General features: G+C 53.4%; 13 protein-coding genes, 4 tRNA genes and 1 pseudogene. 5 read left to right on the top strand and 13 right to left on the bottom strand.

The features are described from left to right. Positions 1–13: 13 nt before the first annotated feature. The 5 genes from IXC47_RS05345 to yaaA form a co-directional block, all read right to left on the bottom strand. Complete coding sequence (locus tag IXC47_RS05345; RefSeq protein WP_175626642.1) at positions 14–1,675, bottom strand: biopolymer transporter ExbB; 1,662 nt, start codon at positions 1,673–1,675, stop codon at positions 14–16. A gap of 51 nt (positions 1,676–1,726) precedes the next feature. Then, positions 1,727–3,097: an HlyD family type I secretion periplasmic adaptor subunit gene (locus tag IXC47_RS05340; RefSeq protein WP_175626641.1), complete on the bottom strand. Its 1,371-nt coding sequence runs from the start codon at positions 3,095–3,097 to the stop codon at positions 1,727–1,729. After that, a complete protein-coding gene (locus IXC47_RS05335; RefSeq protein WP_175626640.1) occupies positions 3,094–3,873 on the bottom strand; it encodes an OmpA family protein in 780 nt (259 codons plus the stop codon). Before IXC47_RS05335 ends, IXC47_RS05340 begins: the two co-directional genes overlap by 4 nt. A 21-nt stretch (positions 3,874–3,894) precedes the next feature. Continuing rightward, positions 3,895–5,556: a TolC family protein gene (locus tag IXC47_RS05330; RefSeq protein ID WP_195874925.1), complete on the bottom strand. Its 1,662-nt coding sequence runs from the start codon at positions 5,554–5,556 to the stop codon at positions 3,895–3,897. A gap of 453 nt (positions 5,557–6,009) precedes the next feature. Continuing rightward, complete coding sequence (gene yaaA, locus IXC47_RS05325) at positions 6,010–6,786, bottom strand: peroxide stress protein YaaA (protein WP_175626638.1); 777 nt, start codon at positions 6,784–6,786, stop codon at positions 6,010–6,012. 30 nt (positions 6,787–6,816) lie between these two features. Between yaaA and IXC47_RS05320 the strand changes: the two genes are divergently transcribed. The 5 genes and pseudogenes from IXC47_RS05320 (at position 6,817) to IXC47_RS05300 (ending at position 10,922) form a co-directional block, all read left to right on the top strand. Next, on the top strand, positions 6,817–7,290 hold the full coding sequence (locus IXC47_RS05320; RefSeq protein WP_175626866.1) for a putative toxin-antitoxin system toxin component, PIN family: 474 nt from the start codon (positions 6,817–6,819) through the stop codon (positions 7,288–7,290). 28 nt (positions 7,291–7,318) lie between these two features. Then, entirely contained in the window at positions 7,319–8,500 is a 1,182-nt protein-coding gene (locus IXC47_RS05315; RefSeq protein WP_175626637.1) for a pyridoxal phosphate-dependent aminotransferase, read from the top strand. 86 nt (positions 8,501–8,586) lie between these two features. Continuing rightward, a complete protein-coding gene (locus IXC47_RS05310; RefSeq protein WP_175626636.1) occupies positions 8,587–9,366 on the top strand; it encodes an oxepin-CoA hydrolase, alternative type in 780 nt (259 codons plus the stop codon). Next, positions 9,363–10,067 carry a histidine phosphatase family protein gene (locus tag IXC47_RS05305; protein ID WP_195874924.1) on the top strand — a complete coding sequence of 235 codons (705 nt, stop codon included), beginning with the start codon at positions 9,363–9,365 and terminating at the stop codon, positions 10,065–10,067. The genes IXC47_RS05310 and IXC47_RS05305 overlap by 4 nt, the downstream gene beginning before the upstream one ends. Before the next feature lie 162 nt (positions 10,068–10,229). Next, positions 10,230–10,922: pseudogene (locus tag IXC47_RS05300) on the top strand (glutathione binding-like protein). A 70-nt stretch (positions 10,923–10,992) separates the two neighbouring features. Here the strand turns inward: IXC47_RS05300 and IXC47_RS05295 are convergent. The 8 genes from IXC47_RS05295 to uvrC form a co-directional block, all read right to left on the bottom strand. Then, the gene (locus IXC47_RS05295) at positions 10,993–11,448 is read right to left on the bottom strand and encodes a MaoC family dehydratase (protein ID WP_175626633.1); all 456 of its coding nucleotides are present in this window, start codon (positions 11,446–11,448) and stop codon (positions 10,993–10,995) included. A 15-nt stretch (positions 11,449–11,463) separates the two neighbouring features. After that, the gene (locus IXC47_RS05290) at positions 11,464–11,892 is read right to left on the bottom strand and encodes a DUF1178 family protein (RefSeq protein WP_195874923.1); all 429 of its coding nucleotides are present in this window, start codon (positions 11,890–11,892) and stop codon (positions 11,464–11,466) included. Between the two features lie 5 nt (positions 11,893–11,897). Beyond that, positions 11,898–11,984: transfer RNA gene (locus IXC47_RS05285), tRNA-Leu, on the bottom strand. Positions 11,985–12,044: 60 nt separating this feature from the next. Beyond that, positions 12,045–12,118, bottom strand: a tRNA-Cys gene (locus tag IXC47_RS05280). Positions 12,119–12,911: 793 nt separating this feature from the next. Beyond that, positions 12,912–12,987: transfer RNA gene (locus tag IXC47_RS05275), tRNA-Gly, on the bottom strand. A gap of 81 nt (positions 12,988–13,068) precedes the next feature. Beyond that, a tRNA-Gly gene (locus tag IXC47_RS05270) sits at positions 13,069–13,144 on the bottom strand. A 63-nt stretch (positions 13,145–13,207) separates the two neighbouring features. Next, positions 13,208–13,795, bottom strand: coding sequence for a CDP-diacylglycerol--glycerol-3-phosphate 3-phosphatidyltransferase (pgsA, locus tag IXC47_RS05265; RefSeq protein WP_175626631.1), 588 nt, complete (start codon positions 13,793–13,795; stop codon positions 13,208–13,210). Between the two features lie 55 nt (positions 13,796–13,850). Next, complete coding sequence (gene uvrC / locus IXC47_RS05260; RefSeq protein WP_195874922.1) at positions 13,851–15,707, bottom strand: excinuclease ABC subunit UvrC; 1,857 nt, start codon at positions 15,705–15,707, stop codon at positions 13,851–13,853. Positions 15,708–15,744: the final 37 nt, after the last annotated feature.

Genomic DNA, 15,744 nt, shown 5'->3' with positions numbered 1-15,744 from the left:
CTGCTGGTCCTTGTTACTTGCTATCGCGATTCGACAATTCACGCATCGCTTCACGCAACTCAAGACGCAAATCCTTGATCATGGTCTGACGACCATTGCGCATTTCTTCGATGATGGTTTGCGACATCACGTTTTGACGTACCAATGCTTCATTGATATTGGCCAGTGCCTGCGGAATCGCATCCAGCCCCTTGATGCGTTCATTTTGCATAGCCATATGTTTGGCCAGGTCGATCTGCAATTGACGTGCGGCCAGCGCATCGCGGGTGATGTTGCCGGAGTTTTCACCAATGACGGTACCGAGCTGACCCAGGCGGGTCGCCACGTTCGAATGGATTTCTGCCTGATGCTGAATCGCATTCAACTCGTCACCCAGACGTATCGAAACCTGTGACAACAGACCTGGCAATTGCGCAATATGCTGTGCAGTTTTTTCATGCACGTTAGCCAGATCAGCCTGCTGTGCGTGCAAGGACGACAAGGCCGACGATACAGCGGTCTGGCCGCTTTGCATCGCACCGACAATTTGCGGCAACACATCAAAGCTGCGCAACGCAATATCGCCGTTCACACTGAGGCGTTCATTCAACAACGACAAGCTTTGTGTAATGTCCTGTGTCGATTCCAGTTTTTGATTGATCAATTGGCCCAGGCCGCGAATTTCTTCCAGCGTCTGCTGCCCTACTTCATGCATGCGCGGGCCAAAGCTGACCAGTTGGCGCACGTTTTTCGATTCATCTATGCTTTCCTGGAACAGACGCGCCACAGTAGCCAGGCGTTCGTTCATCGCTTCCAGCTTCATGCCAGCCTGCAGCGACGCATCCGAACTATTGCGCGAGGTCAGTACCGATTCACGTTGCAAGACCATCAGGTCATGCAGGAATTCAGTCAGGAAGGATTCGGAAATACCCTGGCGTTGCGAAGCACCCGGGCCGGACATTTCATGCACCACGTGCTCGACCATGACGCTGATGCATTCACGTGCTGCAACCACCAGGCGTTTGCCCGCACCGCGCAGGCAGACCAGGGTCAGGCCCAATGTCAGCGAACCGATCAAACCAAACATCGATGCACTGAAAGCGGTACCCATACTCGCCAACGGCTTGTTCAGGTCAGTCACCAGGGTGGCAAACGATGCATCCATATCGCTACCCTGGGTCGCCTGGCCGAAACCGTTAATCAGGTCGGCGGTACTCACCAGGGTTTCCAGCAAACCGATAAAGGTACCAAGCAAACCCAAGGCAATCATGAAACCGGTCAGGTATTGCGGGAACTCCATACGCGCTTCCAGATGCGCGTGCAATTCAGCCAGCGAGCGCTCGATGGTTTCCTGTTCGATACGGGTCGTCAGACGACCTTTGGTGTTGGCGACGCTGACCAGGACCTTGGCAATCTCGGTACCTTCAAAGGTCGGATCCTTGACCAGGTCTTCCAGCGCTTCACCCGCCTGCGAACGTGCATAAAACACTTTCAGCTTGTTGTATTCCCAGCTGACCTTGTAGATGTCGTACATGATCAGTGCCACACCGAATACCGCAACGCCGATGATGAACAGGTTCAGCACCGGATTGATATGGATCGCGTGGAGTACGAACTCCCTGAACATGATTCCGCCTGTCAGCAGGACCAGGGAGGGAATCAGCGCAAGAAGGTAGTATTTGCGGAGCGTTTTCATGGTGCTGGATATTCCGATCGGGTAATTGAAATTAAATTTTTGTTATCAGGATCATCGCGGCTCACGCAAAGCACTTTGCGTGAAACGATTAATCGGGGACATCAGGTATTGCCATACGGTGCGGCGGCCAACCACAATATCTGCAGTGGCTGTCATACCCGGCATCAAAGGCAAACCATCGCTGGCGCTCTTGAGTTGTGCCGGGTCACGACTGACTTCTATCTTTACGCGGTAGTGACGCTCGCCGCGTTCTTCCGGCACTGTATCGGCACTGATCTCCGTCACCCTGCCTGCCATCGAACCAAACACGCCATAGTCATATGCGGTCACCTTGACGCGCGCCGGTTTGCCGATGGCAAGCTCAGCACGGTCAGTAGGACTGATATTCGCTTCGACCACCACCTTGTCATCGATAGGCGTCATCTCCAGGATAGGATCACCCGGCTTGACCACACCACCGACGGTATTGACGAAGATGCGGTTGACCACGCCATCCATAGGTGCCTTGACTTCAGAACGCAGCACCCGGTCGTTACGCGATTTCATTTCTTCCGACAAACGCGCCAGTTCGGTTTCAGCGGTCGTCAGGTCGGCGCGTGCTTCAGCGCGGAAACGTGAGACACCATCAGTCACCTTGGCTTGTGCTTCCGAAATCGCTGCGCGCAAACGCGGGATCATGGAACTGGCCGCATTCAGACGGCTGCGTACATCCTGCGCACGTGCTTGCGACTGGATATCTTCCAGCTGCGACGCGGCGCTTTTCAAAAACATCGCATGTACCAATTGGTATTGCTGTTGCGCGAGATTAAATTCATCGGTCAGGCTTTTTTGACGGCTGATGGTTTCATTCAGCTCAGCCTGGCGCTGCGTGGTTTGTTCACGCAATATGCTCAGCTCGCCACTCAACTTGGCCTGGCGTGCAATAAATGCAGCCTGTTCATTCTGCGCCGATGCATCGTTCGCGATATCGGCTGGCAAGGTCAACTGGCTGGCACCATTTGCTTCAGCAGTCAGGCGCGCCACGCGCGCGCGCAAACCGGCCAGCTTGACCTGGCCTTCGCCCTGATCCGACGCTGCACGTACATCGCGTATCGTGATCAAAACCTGATCCTTGCGCACGGCCGCACCTTCACGCACTGCCAAAGTCGAGACGATGCCGCCTTCCAGATGCTGGATGATCTGGTTATGGTCAGATGGCACGATACGTCCCTGTCCGCGCACCACCATATCGATAGGCGCGAAGTATGCCCAGATCACCAGCAGCAACAAACCGAACGTCAAAGCCAGGACAAATACTTTAGGCCCTGGCATTTCGCGATACGACTCTATCCCGCGATCCAGCGCAGGCACGGCCTTGCGTGTCGCACTTTCGACACGTTTGAGGCGCTGCGCTATAAAGCTGGATAGACGGGTGAATTTCATTTGGCCGACGCTGAGTATTGGATCACGACGCTGGAATCGGTTTCTACATTTTCATTGCCCGGTACCACGCGGCTGATGACGCTGCTAGGCGCTACGCCCTGGTCGATCAGGTAGTTACGCACAGCGATCGTGCGGTAGTAGGCACGACGACGACCTTCGGTATACGCCAGCGTACCGACCACACCGGTCACCACCAGCTTGCCCTGACTACTTTTGATTTTCTGGGTCCAGCCTTTGAGATTGGCTTCCAGCGCCGCCACTGCTTTCTTGTCGAGCTCGACGCCGTCTGTATCAAAATGCAAAGTGACCGCATCGCTGCGGCCATCGAGCTTGATACCGGCCAGCGTATCGCTGGCAGTCGAAGTACGCGATTTTTCTATCTGGATCGCTTTGGTCGGTGCGCCTTCATCACTGCGCAAGCTGCCTTGCAAGGACGTACTGCTGTTATTCAGCTTGGCTTGCAGCAGCGCGACCTGCCCTTTCAATGCGGCGATTTCCTTGATCTGCTCCTGACTCTCTGCTTTCAGGCGTGCCGCATCCGGATTCTGTCCATCATCCAGGCGACTGATATTCGGCTGGTCCTTGGATGGAGTATGCACCTGCTCCTGCAGCTCTTTCTTCTCGATGAACTTCACTGCCTTGAATGCAGCCAGTTTTTGCGAATAGTAGAACAGCGTGACGACGAAAACGACGACGACAAAGATCATCACCAACACAACGTTGGATAGCGCGTCTACGAAGCCCGGCCAGAAATTCTGTTCCTTACCACCTTCCATCTTTCCCCCTGGATTACTGCATTAAGGCTGCTGCATGCCTTCCACGAAGGAAGAAGCGCGCCCGGTGTTACGCAAAATTTGATAGCTGATATCGGCCTGCAGGAACAGCAACTGTGACAACTCGACACGCGACAGATAAGCCTGTTGGTAGGCATCGAGTACATCCAGCAATTGCTTGTTGCCGGTTGCCAGTTGCTCCAGGAAGACGTCCGCCACATCGGCATTGGTCTGATAAGCCTGGCGCGCGATGGTGATGCGTTTTTTTACCGCGTCCAGCGTGCGGTAGTTGATCTCGATTTGTTCTTTCAGCTTGCGTTCGAGGTCCGATGCCGTATTCGCTTTCTCAACGTATTTGCTGCCGATTTGCTTTTGGTAGTAGTAGTCGGAACCACCGTTGAGCAAGTTCATATTCATCACGAACATGTAGCGACGATCTGTGGTCAGACGACCATCGCCACCTGCATTATCAGTACGAGCCTGCGATACTTCGATCGAAAAGTTAGGAGAGAAACGTGAACGTGCTGATTTCAATTCTTCGCTTGCCGCTGCGGTGTCCTGACGCGCCGCACGCACTGCCGGATTGTTTTCGTAAATCTGTTCCAGCGCCAGGCGCGAAGTGTTTGGTACCAGCGGCATCATCTTGGTCGGCACACCCAATTGCTGAGTGCGTACACCTGTCAATTGCGCCAATGTAACCATCGCACTTTCGAGCACGCCTTCCGCTTCGATCATGGTCGAGCGCGCATTCAATGCACGACCACGCACACGTTCGAAATCAACCTTGCTCGCGCCGCCGCCCTGCAAGCGCTTGTTCATGTAATCCTGCAGCGTATCCATGCGCTCGGTATAGCTACGCGCAAACGTCAGCGCGACATAGCTACGCAAGAGATCGTAATAAGCCTTGATAGTGGTGTAGTACAGCGCTTCGCGTGCATCTTCCTTGCGCAGGTCTGCGGCATTCGCCAGTGACGCCTGCTTGCGGTACTCGAAATAGGAAGCTGGTGCAAACAGCGGCTGACGCAGGATCACGCTGTTATCCCAGCGGATATGCGTATCGCTGCTCAACGCACGGCCAGTATTTGGATTAATGATGGAAGCTGGCGCCGAGTACTCACGACCACGTTGTGCGCGTACATCCAGGGTCGGGCCCAATTGTCCCAACGCTGCTTTTTTGCCGTACAACGCACCTTCTGCCTGCGCACTTGCAGCAGCGTAGCTGTAACTGTTTTGCAGGGTACGTGCCAGCGCCTCCTCCAGCGACAACATGTTTTGCAGCGGGCCATCGCTTAAGGCCGTGATCCCATCCGGCAAAGGCACGGCAGGATTGGTAAATGCCTTGTCTGACTGGCGCAGCAATTGCAGGATTTCATCGTCACGCGAACCATCTGCCTGCATGGTTTCGGAAGCCTTGGCAGCATTAGTACTCTCACCTTTGCTGCGCTTGGGCACATCAGACGGCAGACGCAGCGCTGGTGGCGCGACAGGTGCTACCGCCTCGTCGCCAGAGGTCGGCTTTTGCCGTTGTATATCTTGTGTAAAAGGCTGCTCGCCTGAACCAGGACGGGAACGAAACAGATTTGATTGAGCAACTGTGTCCGGAGTCGATGGGGCCGCAAATGCCAATTGTGAGGCAATCAGCAAAGGGATACTCGAAAGTAATCTGTATTTCAATGTACTAATCATCTAACAACTGGCCGATCAATATCTCTAACCGGCAACTGTGTGTGCCGCAAAAACGCGCATGCAATGCATTACTGCACCTTGCCCCAACACCAAAAAACAGAATTTTTTCTTATTGTTTATATGCAGAAAGCATTATATGGGAACTTGCATGCACCCCGAGCGGCCAACTTACAATAAGTTGTAGCTTCACAACTGTAAATTTGTACGATAAGCCATTGATTTAACAATTGTTTTCAATATGGCTGTTGTAACAATTTTGAAATTTTCTCGGCAGAAAGCGCTTGCCAGCAGGGAATTCATTGCATTGCAGCAATATTGCTGTAAAAAATGATATAAAGCCTAGACAATTATTTAACAAATACTTGTCATTAAAAAATTTCTGACGAAACCTGAGAATATTTCCACGAGGCAAGTAATTGATTTCTATGTGGAAATATTATTTCCCCGCGGAAATTAAATCCCAACCTTGCGTCGGAACATCCAGGTTTTTTCATTTGACGCATCTGCATCAAATGCATAACCGTCAACGTCGAAAGATTTAAGGTCATTTGGACGCGTTATACCCTCGGTTGCGGCATACCTTGCCATCAGCCCACGCGCTCTTTTTGCATAAAAAGAAATGATCTTGTATTGCCCGTTTTTCCAGTCCTGGAACACAGGTGTAATGACTGGAGCCTTAAGCAAAGTCGGCTTCACTACTTTGAAGTATTCTTCCGATGCCAGATTGACCAACGCCTCCGACTGCTGCTCGGCGATACGCTGATTCAGCGTCTCTGTCACCCTGCTGCCCCAGAATGCATACAGATCCTTGCCAGCGGGATTCGCCAGACGGGTACCCATTTCCAGCCGATACGGTTGCATCAGGTCGAGCGGACGCAAGACACCGTACAAGCCGGATAAAATACGGATATGCGACTGCGCATAAGCCAGTTGCTGCTCGCTCAGGCTGGCAGCATCCAGTCCTTCATAAACGTCGCCATTGAATGCCAGCATCGCCTGCTTGGAATTTTTCTGCGTAAATTTGGGCGACCAGGCCGCAAAACGATTAGCATTCAGGCTCGCCAACGGATCAGAGATACGCATCAGGCTCGCAATCTGTGCCGGTGATGACAAGCGCAGGATATCAATCAACTCAGCGGATTGTTTGATGAAGTCAGGTTTGCTGCTGATCTCGGTATGGGCGGGCGTGTCGTAATCCAGGGTTTTGGCAGGCGATAAAACAATAAGCATTTCTACATCCGGACAAGAATAATTTTGCCTATGATACCGAAGCTGATTCCTCAGCGCATCGTGCTCGACACAAATGTCTGCCTCGATCTGTTCGTCTTTCGCGATCCGCGTTGGACACTGCTGCTCAACGCCATGCAAAACGGTGAGGTAGAAGCGTTGACACGCGATGACTGCCGCAAGGAGTGGAGCATCGTGCTCGGCTACCCACATCTCAAACTGGATGACGCTGCGCGCGTACAAGTGACGACGGAATTCGATGCGCTGATACGCTGCCTGCCGATACCGGAGCCGGACGAAGCACCGCTTAAACTGCCGGTCTGCAAGGACAAGGATGATCAAAAATTCCTGGAGCTGTCACGCGACATCAAAGCCGACGTCCTGATTACCAAGGACAAGGCCTTGTTAAAACTCGCACGCAAGACACGACGTGATGGCCTGTTTTCCATCATGACACCCGAGGCCTGGACCCTGGAAGCAAGCCAGGCGCGGCAAGCGCTAGAATAGGCAGCTTCAGCCCTACACACATTCAGACATGTCCAACAACTCAGCACCTGATTTCGCCACGCCGGCCATACAGAGCAAGCTGCCACAAGTCGGCACTACCATCTTTACCCTGATGTCAGCGCTCGCGGCTGAGAAGAAAGCCGTCAACCTGGGGCAAGGCTTTCCTGATTTCTCCTGTGATCCGGCCTTGATCACTGCTGTCAGCGATGCGATGCAAAGTGGTTTGAATCAATATCCGCTGATGACGGGCGCACCTGTCCTACGTGTAGCCATCGCGAAAAAAATCGCCATGTTGTATGGGCATCACTACGATGCGCAGAATGAAATCACAGTCACCGCAGGCGCAACACAGGCACTGCTGACCGCCATCCACTGCTGCGTAGGCCCCGGCGATGAAGTCATCGTGATCGAACCAGCCTTCGATAGCTACTTGCCAGCGATTGCATTGGCGGGTGGCAAAGCCGTCTGCGTCCAGATGGAACTGGGTAATGCTGGTTATCTGGTGCCATGGGAAAAAGTCGCGGCTGCCGTCAGCAGCAGAACCCGCCTCATCATGATCAACTCGCCGCATAACCCGACCGGCTCCGTGCTGCATCCGCGCGATCTGCAAGCATTGGCCGACATCGTACGCGGCACCGACATCCTGCTGCTGTCGGATGAAGTGTATGAACACATGGTATATGACGGCATGCAGCATGAATCCGTATGCCGCCATCCCGAGCTGACAGCGCGTGCCTTTGTGGTATCAAGCTTTGGCAAAACCTATCACGTCACCGGCTGGAAGATAGGCTACGTCGCCGCACCTGCTGCCCTTAGCGCAGAGTTCCGCAAAGTGCATCAATACAATGTGTTCTCAGTCAACACACCTATGCAACATGCAATCGCACACTATATGGGCGATCCGCAACCCTATCTGGAACTACCGAGGTTTTACCAGCGCAAACGTGATCTGTTCCGTGCCGGTTTGCAAAACACGCGTTTCAAACTTCTGCCAGCAGACGGTACTTATTTCCAGTGCGTCGACTATCGCGCCATTTCCGATTTGCCGGAAAGCGAATTCGCGCAATGGCTGACGACAGAGATAGGCGTAGCAGCGATTCCGGTATCAGCTTTCTATGCAGACGGCAAAGATGCTGGCGTGATCCGCTTCTGCTTTGCCAAACAGGATCAGACGCTGCAAACCGCACTGGAACGACTCAATAAAGTTTAAGCAGGCACAGGTACCCAGCTCAAATACGCGCCGCAGCGACGCTTCCTGTATATTCTTAATCCATCTATCCACTTCATACGGCCATCATGTCTGCAGAAATCCAAGCATCCCGCCACGAAGCTACGCTGATCCTCACCATCTCCAATCCTGGCGCCAAGAACGCCTTGCATCCGGACATGTTTGCAGCGGCCGTTGAAGTGCTGTCTACCGCGGAGCGCGATGACACCATACGCGCCGTGATCCTGACAGGTGCCGACAATTTCTTTTGCGCGGGCGGCAATCTCAATAAATTGCTGGAACATCGCGCCATCGATAAGAATGAACAAGGCGCGGCAGTCGATAGCTTGCGCAGCTGGATCGAAGCCATACGTGATTGCCCTAAACCCGTCATCGCTGCTATCGAAGGTGCGGCCGCTGGCGCTGGATTTTCGCTGGCACTGGCATGCGATCTGATCGTTGCAGGCAGCAATAGCAAATTCGCGATGTCTTATTCCAAGGTCGGCCTGACGCCAGACGGCGGTGCCTCCTGGTTTCTGACCCAGGCCTTGCCGCGCCAACTGGCGACTGAGATCCTGCTCGAAGGTAAAGCGGTCGAAGCGACACGCCTGCATGAACTGGGTCTGATCAATCGCCTGGTGCCTGACGGCACTACCCTCACGGTAGCGCAACAATGGGCCGACGATCTGGCGGCCCTGTCCGGCCACGCGCTCGAACGCATCAAATCACTGGTACGCGAAGGCAGCAGCAATACACTGGCACAACATTTCGAATCCGAAAAATTTCACTTCGTTGAAAGCCTCAACCATCGCGATGCGCTGGAAGGCATCAACGCATTCCTCGAAAAAAGAAAACCGCACTACAAATGACGACTGAAAAAAGACGACGCATTTATCTGATGCGTCACGGCAACGTCACCTACTTCGATGCTGATGGCACAGCCTATCCGCCGGACGAAGTCCCGTTGAATGAAAAAGGCCGTATCCAGACCACGGCAGCGGGCAAAGAATTTGCCGCGCAAGGCATACAGTTCGACCGTGTGATCACTTCCAATCTGCCACGCACGATAGAGTCAGCAACCCGGGTGCTGGCAGAAACCGGACAGCAAATCGAACTGGAGCAATGGCCGGAGTTTCAGGAAGTGCGCGGCGGTATACTCGAAGTCATCCATGACGACGACCTCGAAGCAGCTTTCACGCATGCCTTCGCCAGCATGGCGGCCGAACACAAAAAATTCCTCGATGGTGAAAGCGTAGGTGAATTACTCGATCGCATCCATCCTGCCATAGACAAGCTGCGCGCCGACCCGGACTGGGATACCGTGCTGCTGGTATTGCACGGTGGAGTGAACCGCGCCTTCCTGTCGTATGCGATCACTAGCCAGCGCATCTTCCTGGGCAATATCGAGCAGGCTCCTGGTTGCATCAATGTGCTGGACGTCGGCGAACGTAGCAATGACTGGGTCATACAAAGCATCAACTACTCGCCGCTGCTGCCACTGCAAACCGAATCACGCCTGAGCACGATGGAAGAAATGCTTCATCAATACCGCAAGTCACGCGCGCGTTGATCGTAAGCTAAGCGTCGTACGTTCAGCCATACCCATTCCGTCGCTGCGGTTTTTCATGCGACTCGCAGCAAGGAATGCCGAATTTCTGCATAATCTGGTTCGACATATTCCGAGTTGCGCACTGCCCTGCGCTTAGCCTTCGTATCTTCCCTGGAGAAAAAATTGATCGACCTTTATTCCACCGCCACGCCGAACGGCCACAAAGTCCACATCATGCTGGAAGAATGCGGCCTCGCGTACCGCAGCCACCACATCGATATCGGCAAGGGTGACCAGTTCACTCCTGCATTCCTGAAGATTTCACCAAACAACAAAATCCCGGCCATCATCGATAGCGACGGCCCGGACGGCAAGGAAATGTCCTTGTTTGAATCCGGCGCGATCCTGGTTTACCTCGCCAGCAAGGTCGGCAAATTCCTCGGCGATACCGACCGTGAAAAATTCACTACGCTGCAATAGCTGATGTTCCAGATGGGTGGCGTCGGCCCTATGCTGGGACAGGCGCATCATTTCCGCATCTATGCGCCGGAAAAAATTGACTATGCCGTCAATCGCTACACCAATGAAGCCAAGCGTTTGTACGGTGTGATAGATCGTCGCCTGGCGGAAAGCAAATACCTGGCAGGCGACAGCTACACCATCGCCGATATCGCGACCTTCCCATGGCTGCGTTCGTGGGAAAAGCAAGGCATCGTATTGACTGACTACCCGCACCTGAAACGCTGGTTTGATGAAATCAACGCTCGCCCTGCGGTCCAGAAAGGCACCACCATGTTTGTCGACGTGCGCCAGCCGGTCGCCGATGACAAAGCCAAGGAAATCCTGTTTGGCGCGACACAGTACGCAAAGCGTTAAATAAAAAAGGCGATGATCACTGCCAGGTTATAGCAGAGATCATCGCCCTCATCGTGGCGGGTAAATTCAGTTAACCGTAATGCCGTAGTAGCAGTTCCGCCACACACACTGGTTTGTCGCCGCTCTCGGCTTCCACCGTTACCTCCCACACCATCTGCACGCCACCGTCTATCTCTTCCAGCGCCTGCAATAACATGCGCCCGCGGATCTGCTGACCGACCAATACCGGCGCCGGAAACCTGACCCGATTCAAACCATAATTCACGGCCAGCTTGCACGGCGGGAAAGCAACGGCTGTCGACAGCAACATCGGCAACAGGGATAAAGTCAGGAAACCATGTGCGACCGGCATGCCGTACGGCGACTCACGTCGACAGCGCTCCGCATCAATATGTATCCATTGATGATCGCTGCTGGCTTGCGCGAATTGATTGATGCGCTCCTGCGTGATCTGTAACCAGTCGGATACCGCAAGCTCTTGCCCGACCAGGTCCTTGAGCCCGGCCAGCGATGCAATTTGACGCATATCATTTCCGATCGTTTATTGAAGTGTTTGTTTGACGGGAACCGGAAGTGGCAATGCCATCACATCGATGCCCTCTTCCGCCAGCTCGGCACATTCTTCTGCCGTCGCCACGCCCCGTATCGCCTGCTCGGGTACTTCCTTGTAGTGGATGCGACGCGCTTCCTCGGCAAACTGCTTGCCTACATCCACAGTATTAGCCACCACTTTACGTGCGTATTCCAGCAACTGTTCCTGCAAACGTGCGGCAGCACCATTGTCGCTCACGCGCGTGGTCGCACCGGATAAATTTAAACGAGGGGAAGATGGCAAGCGCTTGATCTGATGCGTGCCGCACATCGGGCATGCGATCAAATCTTGCGAGGATTGCGTGAGGAAATCATCTTCGGAAGCAAACCAACCTTCGAAGCGATGTTCCAGCTCACAGCAGAGGTCATAGACTTTCATGAGTATGGTGCCCGGGACCGGAATCGAACCGGTACACCGTTACCGGCGAGAGATTTTAAGTCTCTTGTGTCTACCTATTTCACCACCCGGGCATGTCACGATTCTAAAACAAGATCAAAAAATAAAAGCGCCCGCGGCGCTTTAGGAAAAACTGGAGGCGGGGGTCGGGATCGAACCGGCGTAAACGGCTTTGCAGGCCGCTGCATAACCACTTTGCTACCCCGCCATGGGGCCGTATTGTACCTTGCAAGCAACATTTCCGCATGCCTGGAACAAAACGTATACAAAATAAGAAACTATCAGCGAATAAAAAAGGAAGCTGGGCTACGAGCTTCCTTTTGGAAATCCGGTGTCGGAAAGGTTTTCCGACAGCGCGTATTATGCCCTAGTATGGCGCGTCTTTGCAAGACGTTCTGCTACGCCCCTGCCCGCGCCATATTGATGGCCAGATACATGGCCGCGAGCAACCGCACACACTAGTTGTAAGTAATATTAAATGTCGCTTTGGCATGGGCCGGACCCTGCGTAACTTTGGCTCCTGTTTGTACATAAACACGTATTTATGCGCGAAATTATGAACAATAGTACAAAATGATGAGGGCTAAACCTTGAGTAATGACTGTTCAGGCATATGCCGGCAGGCAGAATTACAAAGAAACAGAAAAATATTTCCCCTTTTGTATTTGCGCAGACATAGCAAACAGCCGTCGACAACGATCAGCGCGGGCGCGATACAACGGAAGTACCGTAAGGCTGACAAACGGACCATCGCCGATGCAGCGCACGAAGAATTACACTCGTCAACGAGTGGAACCGAAGATAAAAACAAGATTGGATTTTGAAGCAGAGACACATCGATTGAAGTGCATGGGATACGGCGCCAAGTCTGAACTGATCCAGGCTCAGCACGTATAAAGAATAAAAGCCCACTGTGAGCGCACAGCAAAAGCTACAGACGTAAAAAAAGGGCGTAAGCCCCTTTTTATTTGCTACAGCTCGCCATGTTTTGGCTTTGAAACTGGAGCGGGAGAAGAGTCTCGAACTCTCGACCTCAACCTTGGCAAGGTTGCGCTCTACCAACTGAGCTACTCCCGCATATCTGTTACTACCACCACTAATTGAATGATTGCTCACTCAATAAAAAAAGAAGCCAGTGCGGCTCCTTTTGAAAACCTTTGGAGCGGGAGAAGAGTCTCGAACTCTCGACCTCAACCTTGGCAAGGTTGCGCTCTACCAACTGAGCTACTCCCGCATCAACAACAGGTGCACATTATAGAGGAATGCCTTTGCATGTCAAGCGTTCCTCGCAGCAAAATTACAATAAATGCCCTGCACTTTCCTTAATCAGCGGCCAGGCCTTACGCAAGTAATAGAACATGGACCACACCGTCAACACAGCAGCCACCCATAACAGGATATCCCCCCAGTATTGAAGATTGATACCGAAAATACTTTCATAGTAAAGAAGCATCGGTATCGCCACCATTTGCGCGATGGTTTTGATCTTGCCTAGCGAGCTCACCGCTACCGATTTTGATGCGCCAATTTGCGCCATCCACTCACGCAATGCAGAAATCGTAATCTCACGTCCGATAATGATGAATGCGATGACCGCGTTCACGCGATTCAGCTCTATCAGTACCAGCAAGGCACCGGCCACCATCAGCTTATCCGCGACCGGATCAAGGAAGGCACCAAAGGCCGAAGTCTGATTCCAGCGACGCGCGAGAAAACCATCGATCCAGTCGGTCAGCGCAGCAACGATAAAAATCAAAGTGGCAGCCAGACCCTGGGTCTTGTTGAACGAGCCCAACCACGAATCCGGTATGTATAGCACACCGACCATCAGCGGGATCAGCGCGACACGCAACCATGTAAGGAGAATAGGAATATTGAAAGGCATATCAAACTTTACATTTTCATGAATGTGCACAGGCATTTGCATGCGCACCCGTAATCTAATGCAATTGCTTGTAAATGTCTTCAGCCAATTGCCTTGAAATGCCCTCGACCGAGGCTAAATCCTCAATACTTGCATCCACCACACCCCGCAAGCCACCAAAACGCGCCAACAGCTTCTGTCGACGCTTGGCTCCAATCCCTTCGATCTCTTCCAGACGCGAGGTCTGGCGTGCCTTGGCACGCTTGGCACGCATGCCGGTGATCGCAAAGCGGTGTGCTTCATCGCGTATCTGTGCAATCAGCATCAGGGCACCCGATTCTTTGCCCAGCTCCTGCTCGGCACGACCGTCAACAAAGACCAGGGTTTCAAGGCCGACCTTGCGTCCTTCGCCTTTGGCGACACCAACGATCAGGCTGATATCGAGTCCCAGCTCGACAAACACCTGACGCGCCATTTCAACCTGGCCTTTACCGCCGTCGATCAGCACCACGTCCGGCATCACGCCATCACCATTCGCGACCTTCTCATAGCGGCGCAACAGCACCTGGCGCATCGCAGCATAATCATCGCCCGGCGTAATGTCGTTGATGTTGTAACGTCTGTATTCGCCATTCTGCATCGCGTGATGATGGAACACCACGCAAGACGCCTGTGTTGCTTCGCCCTGAGTATGACTGATATCGAAGCACTCGACACGAAAGCTTTCCAGATCCGGCACATCTATGCCCAGCGCATCCACCAGCATACGCGTACGAGCCTGTTGCGAGCCCTGCTCCGATAACAGACGCGCCAATGATATTTCCGCCCCCTTATGCGCCATCTCCAGCCACTGGCGACGCTGGCCTTGCGGCTGAAACACCAGGTTGATGCGATGGCCGCATTGCTCCATCAGTGCCAGCATCAGTTCCGGTTCATCCAGTTCAGTATTCAGAATCAGGGTGCCGGGTATGAATTTGTCGATGTAATGTTGCGCCAGGAAAGCCTTGATCACTTCGCTGGCAATCGACTCTTCCGGACTCGTCAACGCGTTGTCTACATGTGTCGGAAAGTAGGCGCGGTCACCCAGGTGACGACCACCGCGCACCATCGCCAGGTTGACGCAGGCACGACCGCCCTGCACCACCACCGCAATGATGTCGATGTCGGCATCACTGCCAGTCTCCATGCTTTGCTGATGCAGCACGCGTGACAAGGCATTGATCTGGTTACGCACGACTGCCGCCTGTTCGAACTTCAGCTCTTCCGCATAGGCCAGCATCTTGCCTTGCAAGGTTTCCAGCACTTCGCTCTGGCGACCGCGCAGAAACTTGGCAGCATTCTCCACATCCAGCGCGTAGTCTTCCTTGCTGATGTAGTTGACGCAGGGGCCGCTGCAGCGATGGATTTGATGCAGCAGGCAAGGTCGTGTGCGATTGGCAAAGACCGAATCTTCACAGGTGCGCAGCAAGAAAACCTTCTGCAGTATCTGCATCGATTCCTTCACTGCCCAGCCGCTGGGGAATGGCCCGAAGTATTGATTCTTTTTATCGACCGCGCCTCGGTAGTAAGCCATGCGCGGATATTCCTGCCCGGTGATTTTCAGGTAGGGGTAAGACTTATCATCGCGGAACAAAATGTTGTAACGCGGCTGCAGAGTCTTGATGAGATTATTTTCCAGCAGCAAGGCTTCGGCCTCACTGCGGGTCACGGTCGTCTCCAGGCGCGCGATGCGCTCCACCATCAGCGCAGTGCGCGGGCTGGCCAGGTTCTTCAGGAAATAACTGGAGACACGCTTCTTCAGGTCGCGTGCCTTACCGACGTAGAGCAGATTGTCTTCTGCATCGAAATAGCGATACACGCCGGGCAAATTCGGCAGCTTCGCAACCGTTTCCAGCACGATTGCCCGCGGATCTGGCGCGTCGGTTTCAGACATGTTGGTTTACGTATTTACTCACGGTGGCACAAGTATG

The sequence above is a fragment of the Herminiimonas contaminans genome (assembly GCF_015645465.1).
GTDB classification, from domain to species: Bacteria; Pseudomonadota; Gammaproteobacteria; order Burkholderiales; family Burkholderiaceae_D; genus Oxalicibacterium; species Oxalicibacterium contaminans.
This window is presented reverse-complemented; position numbering and strand designations above follow the sequence as displayed.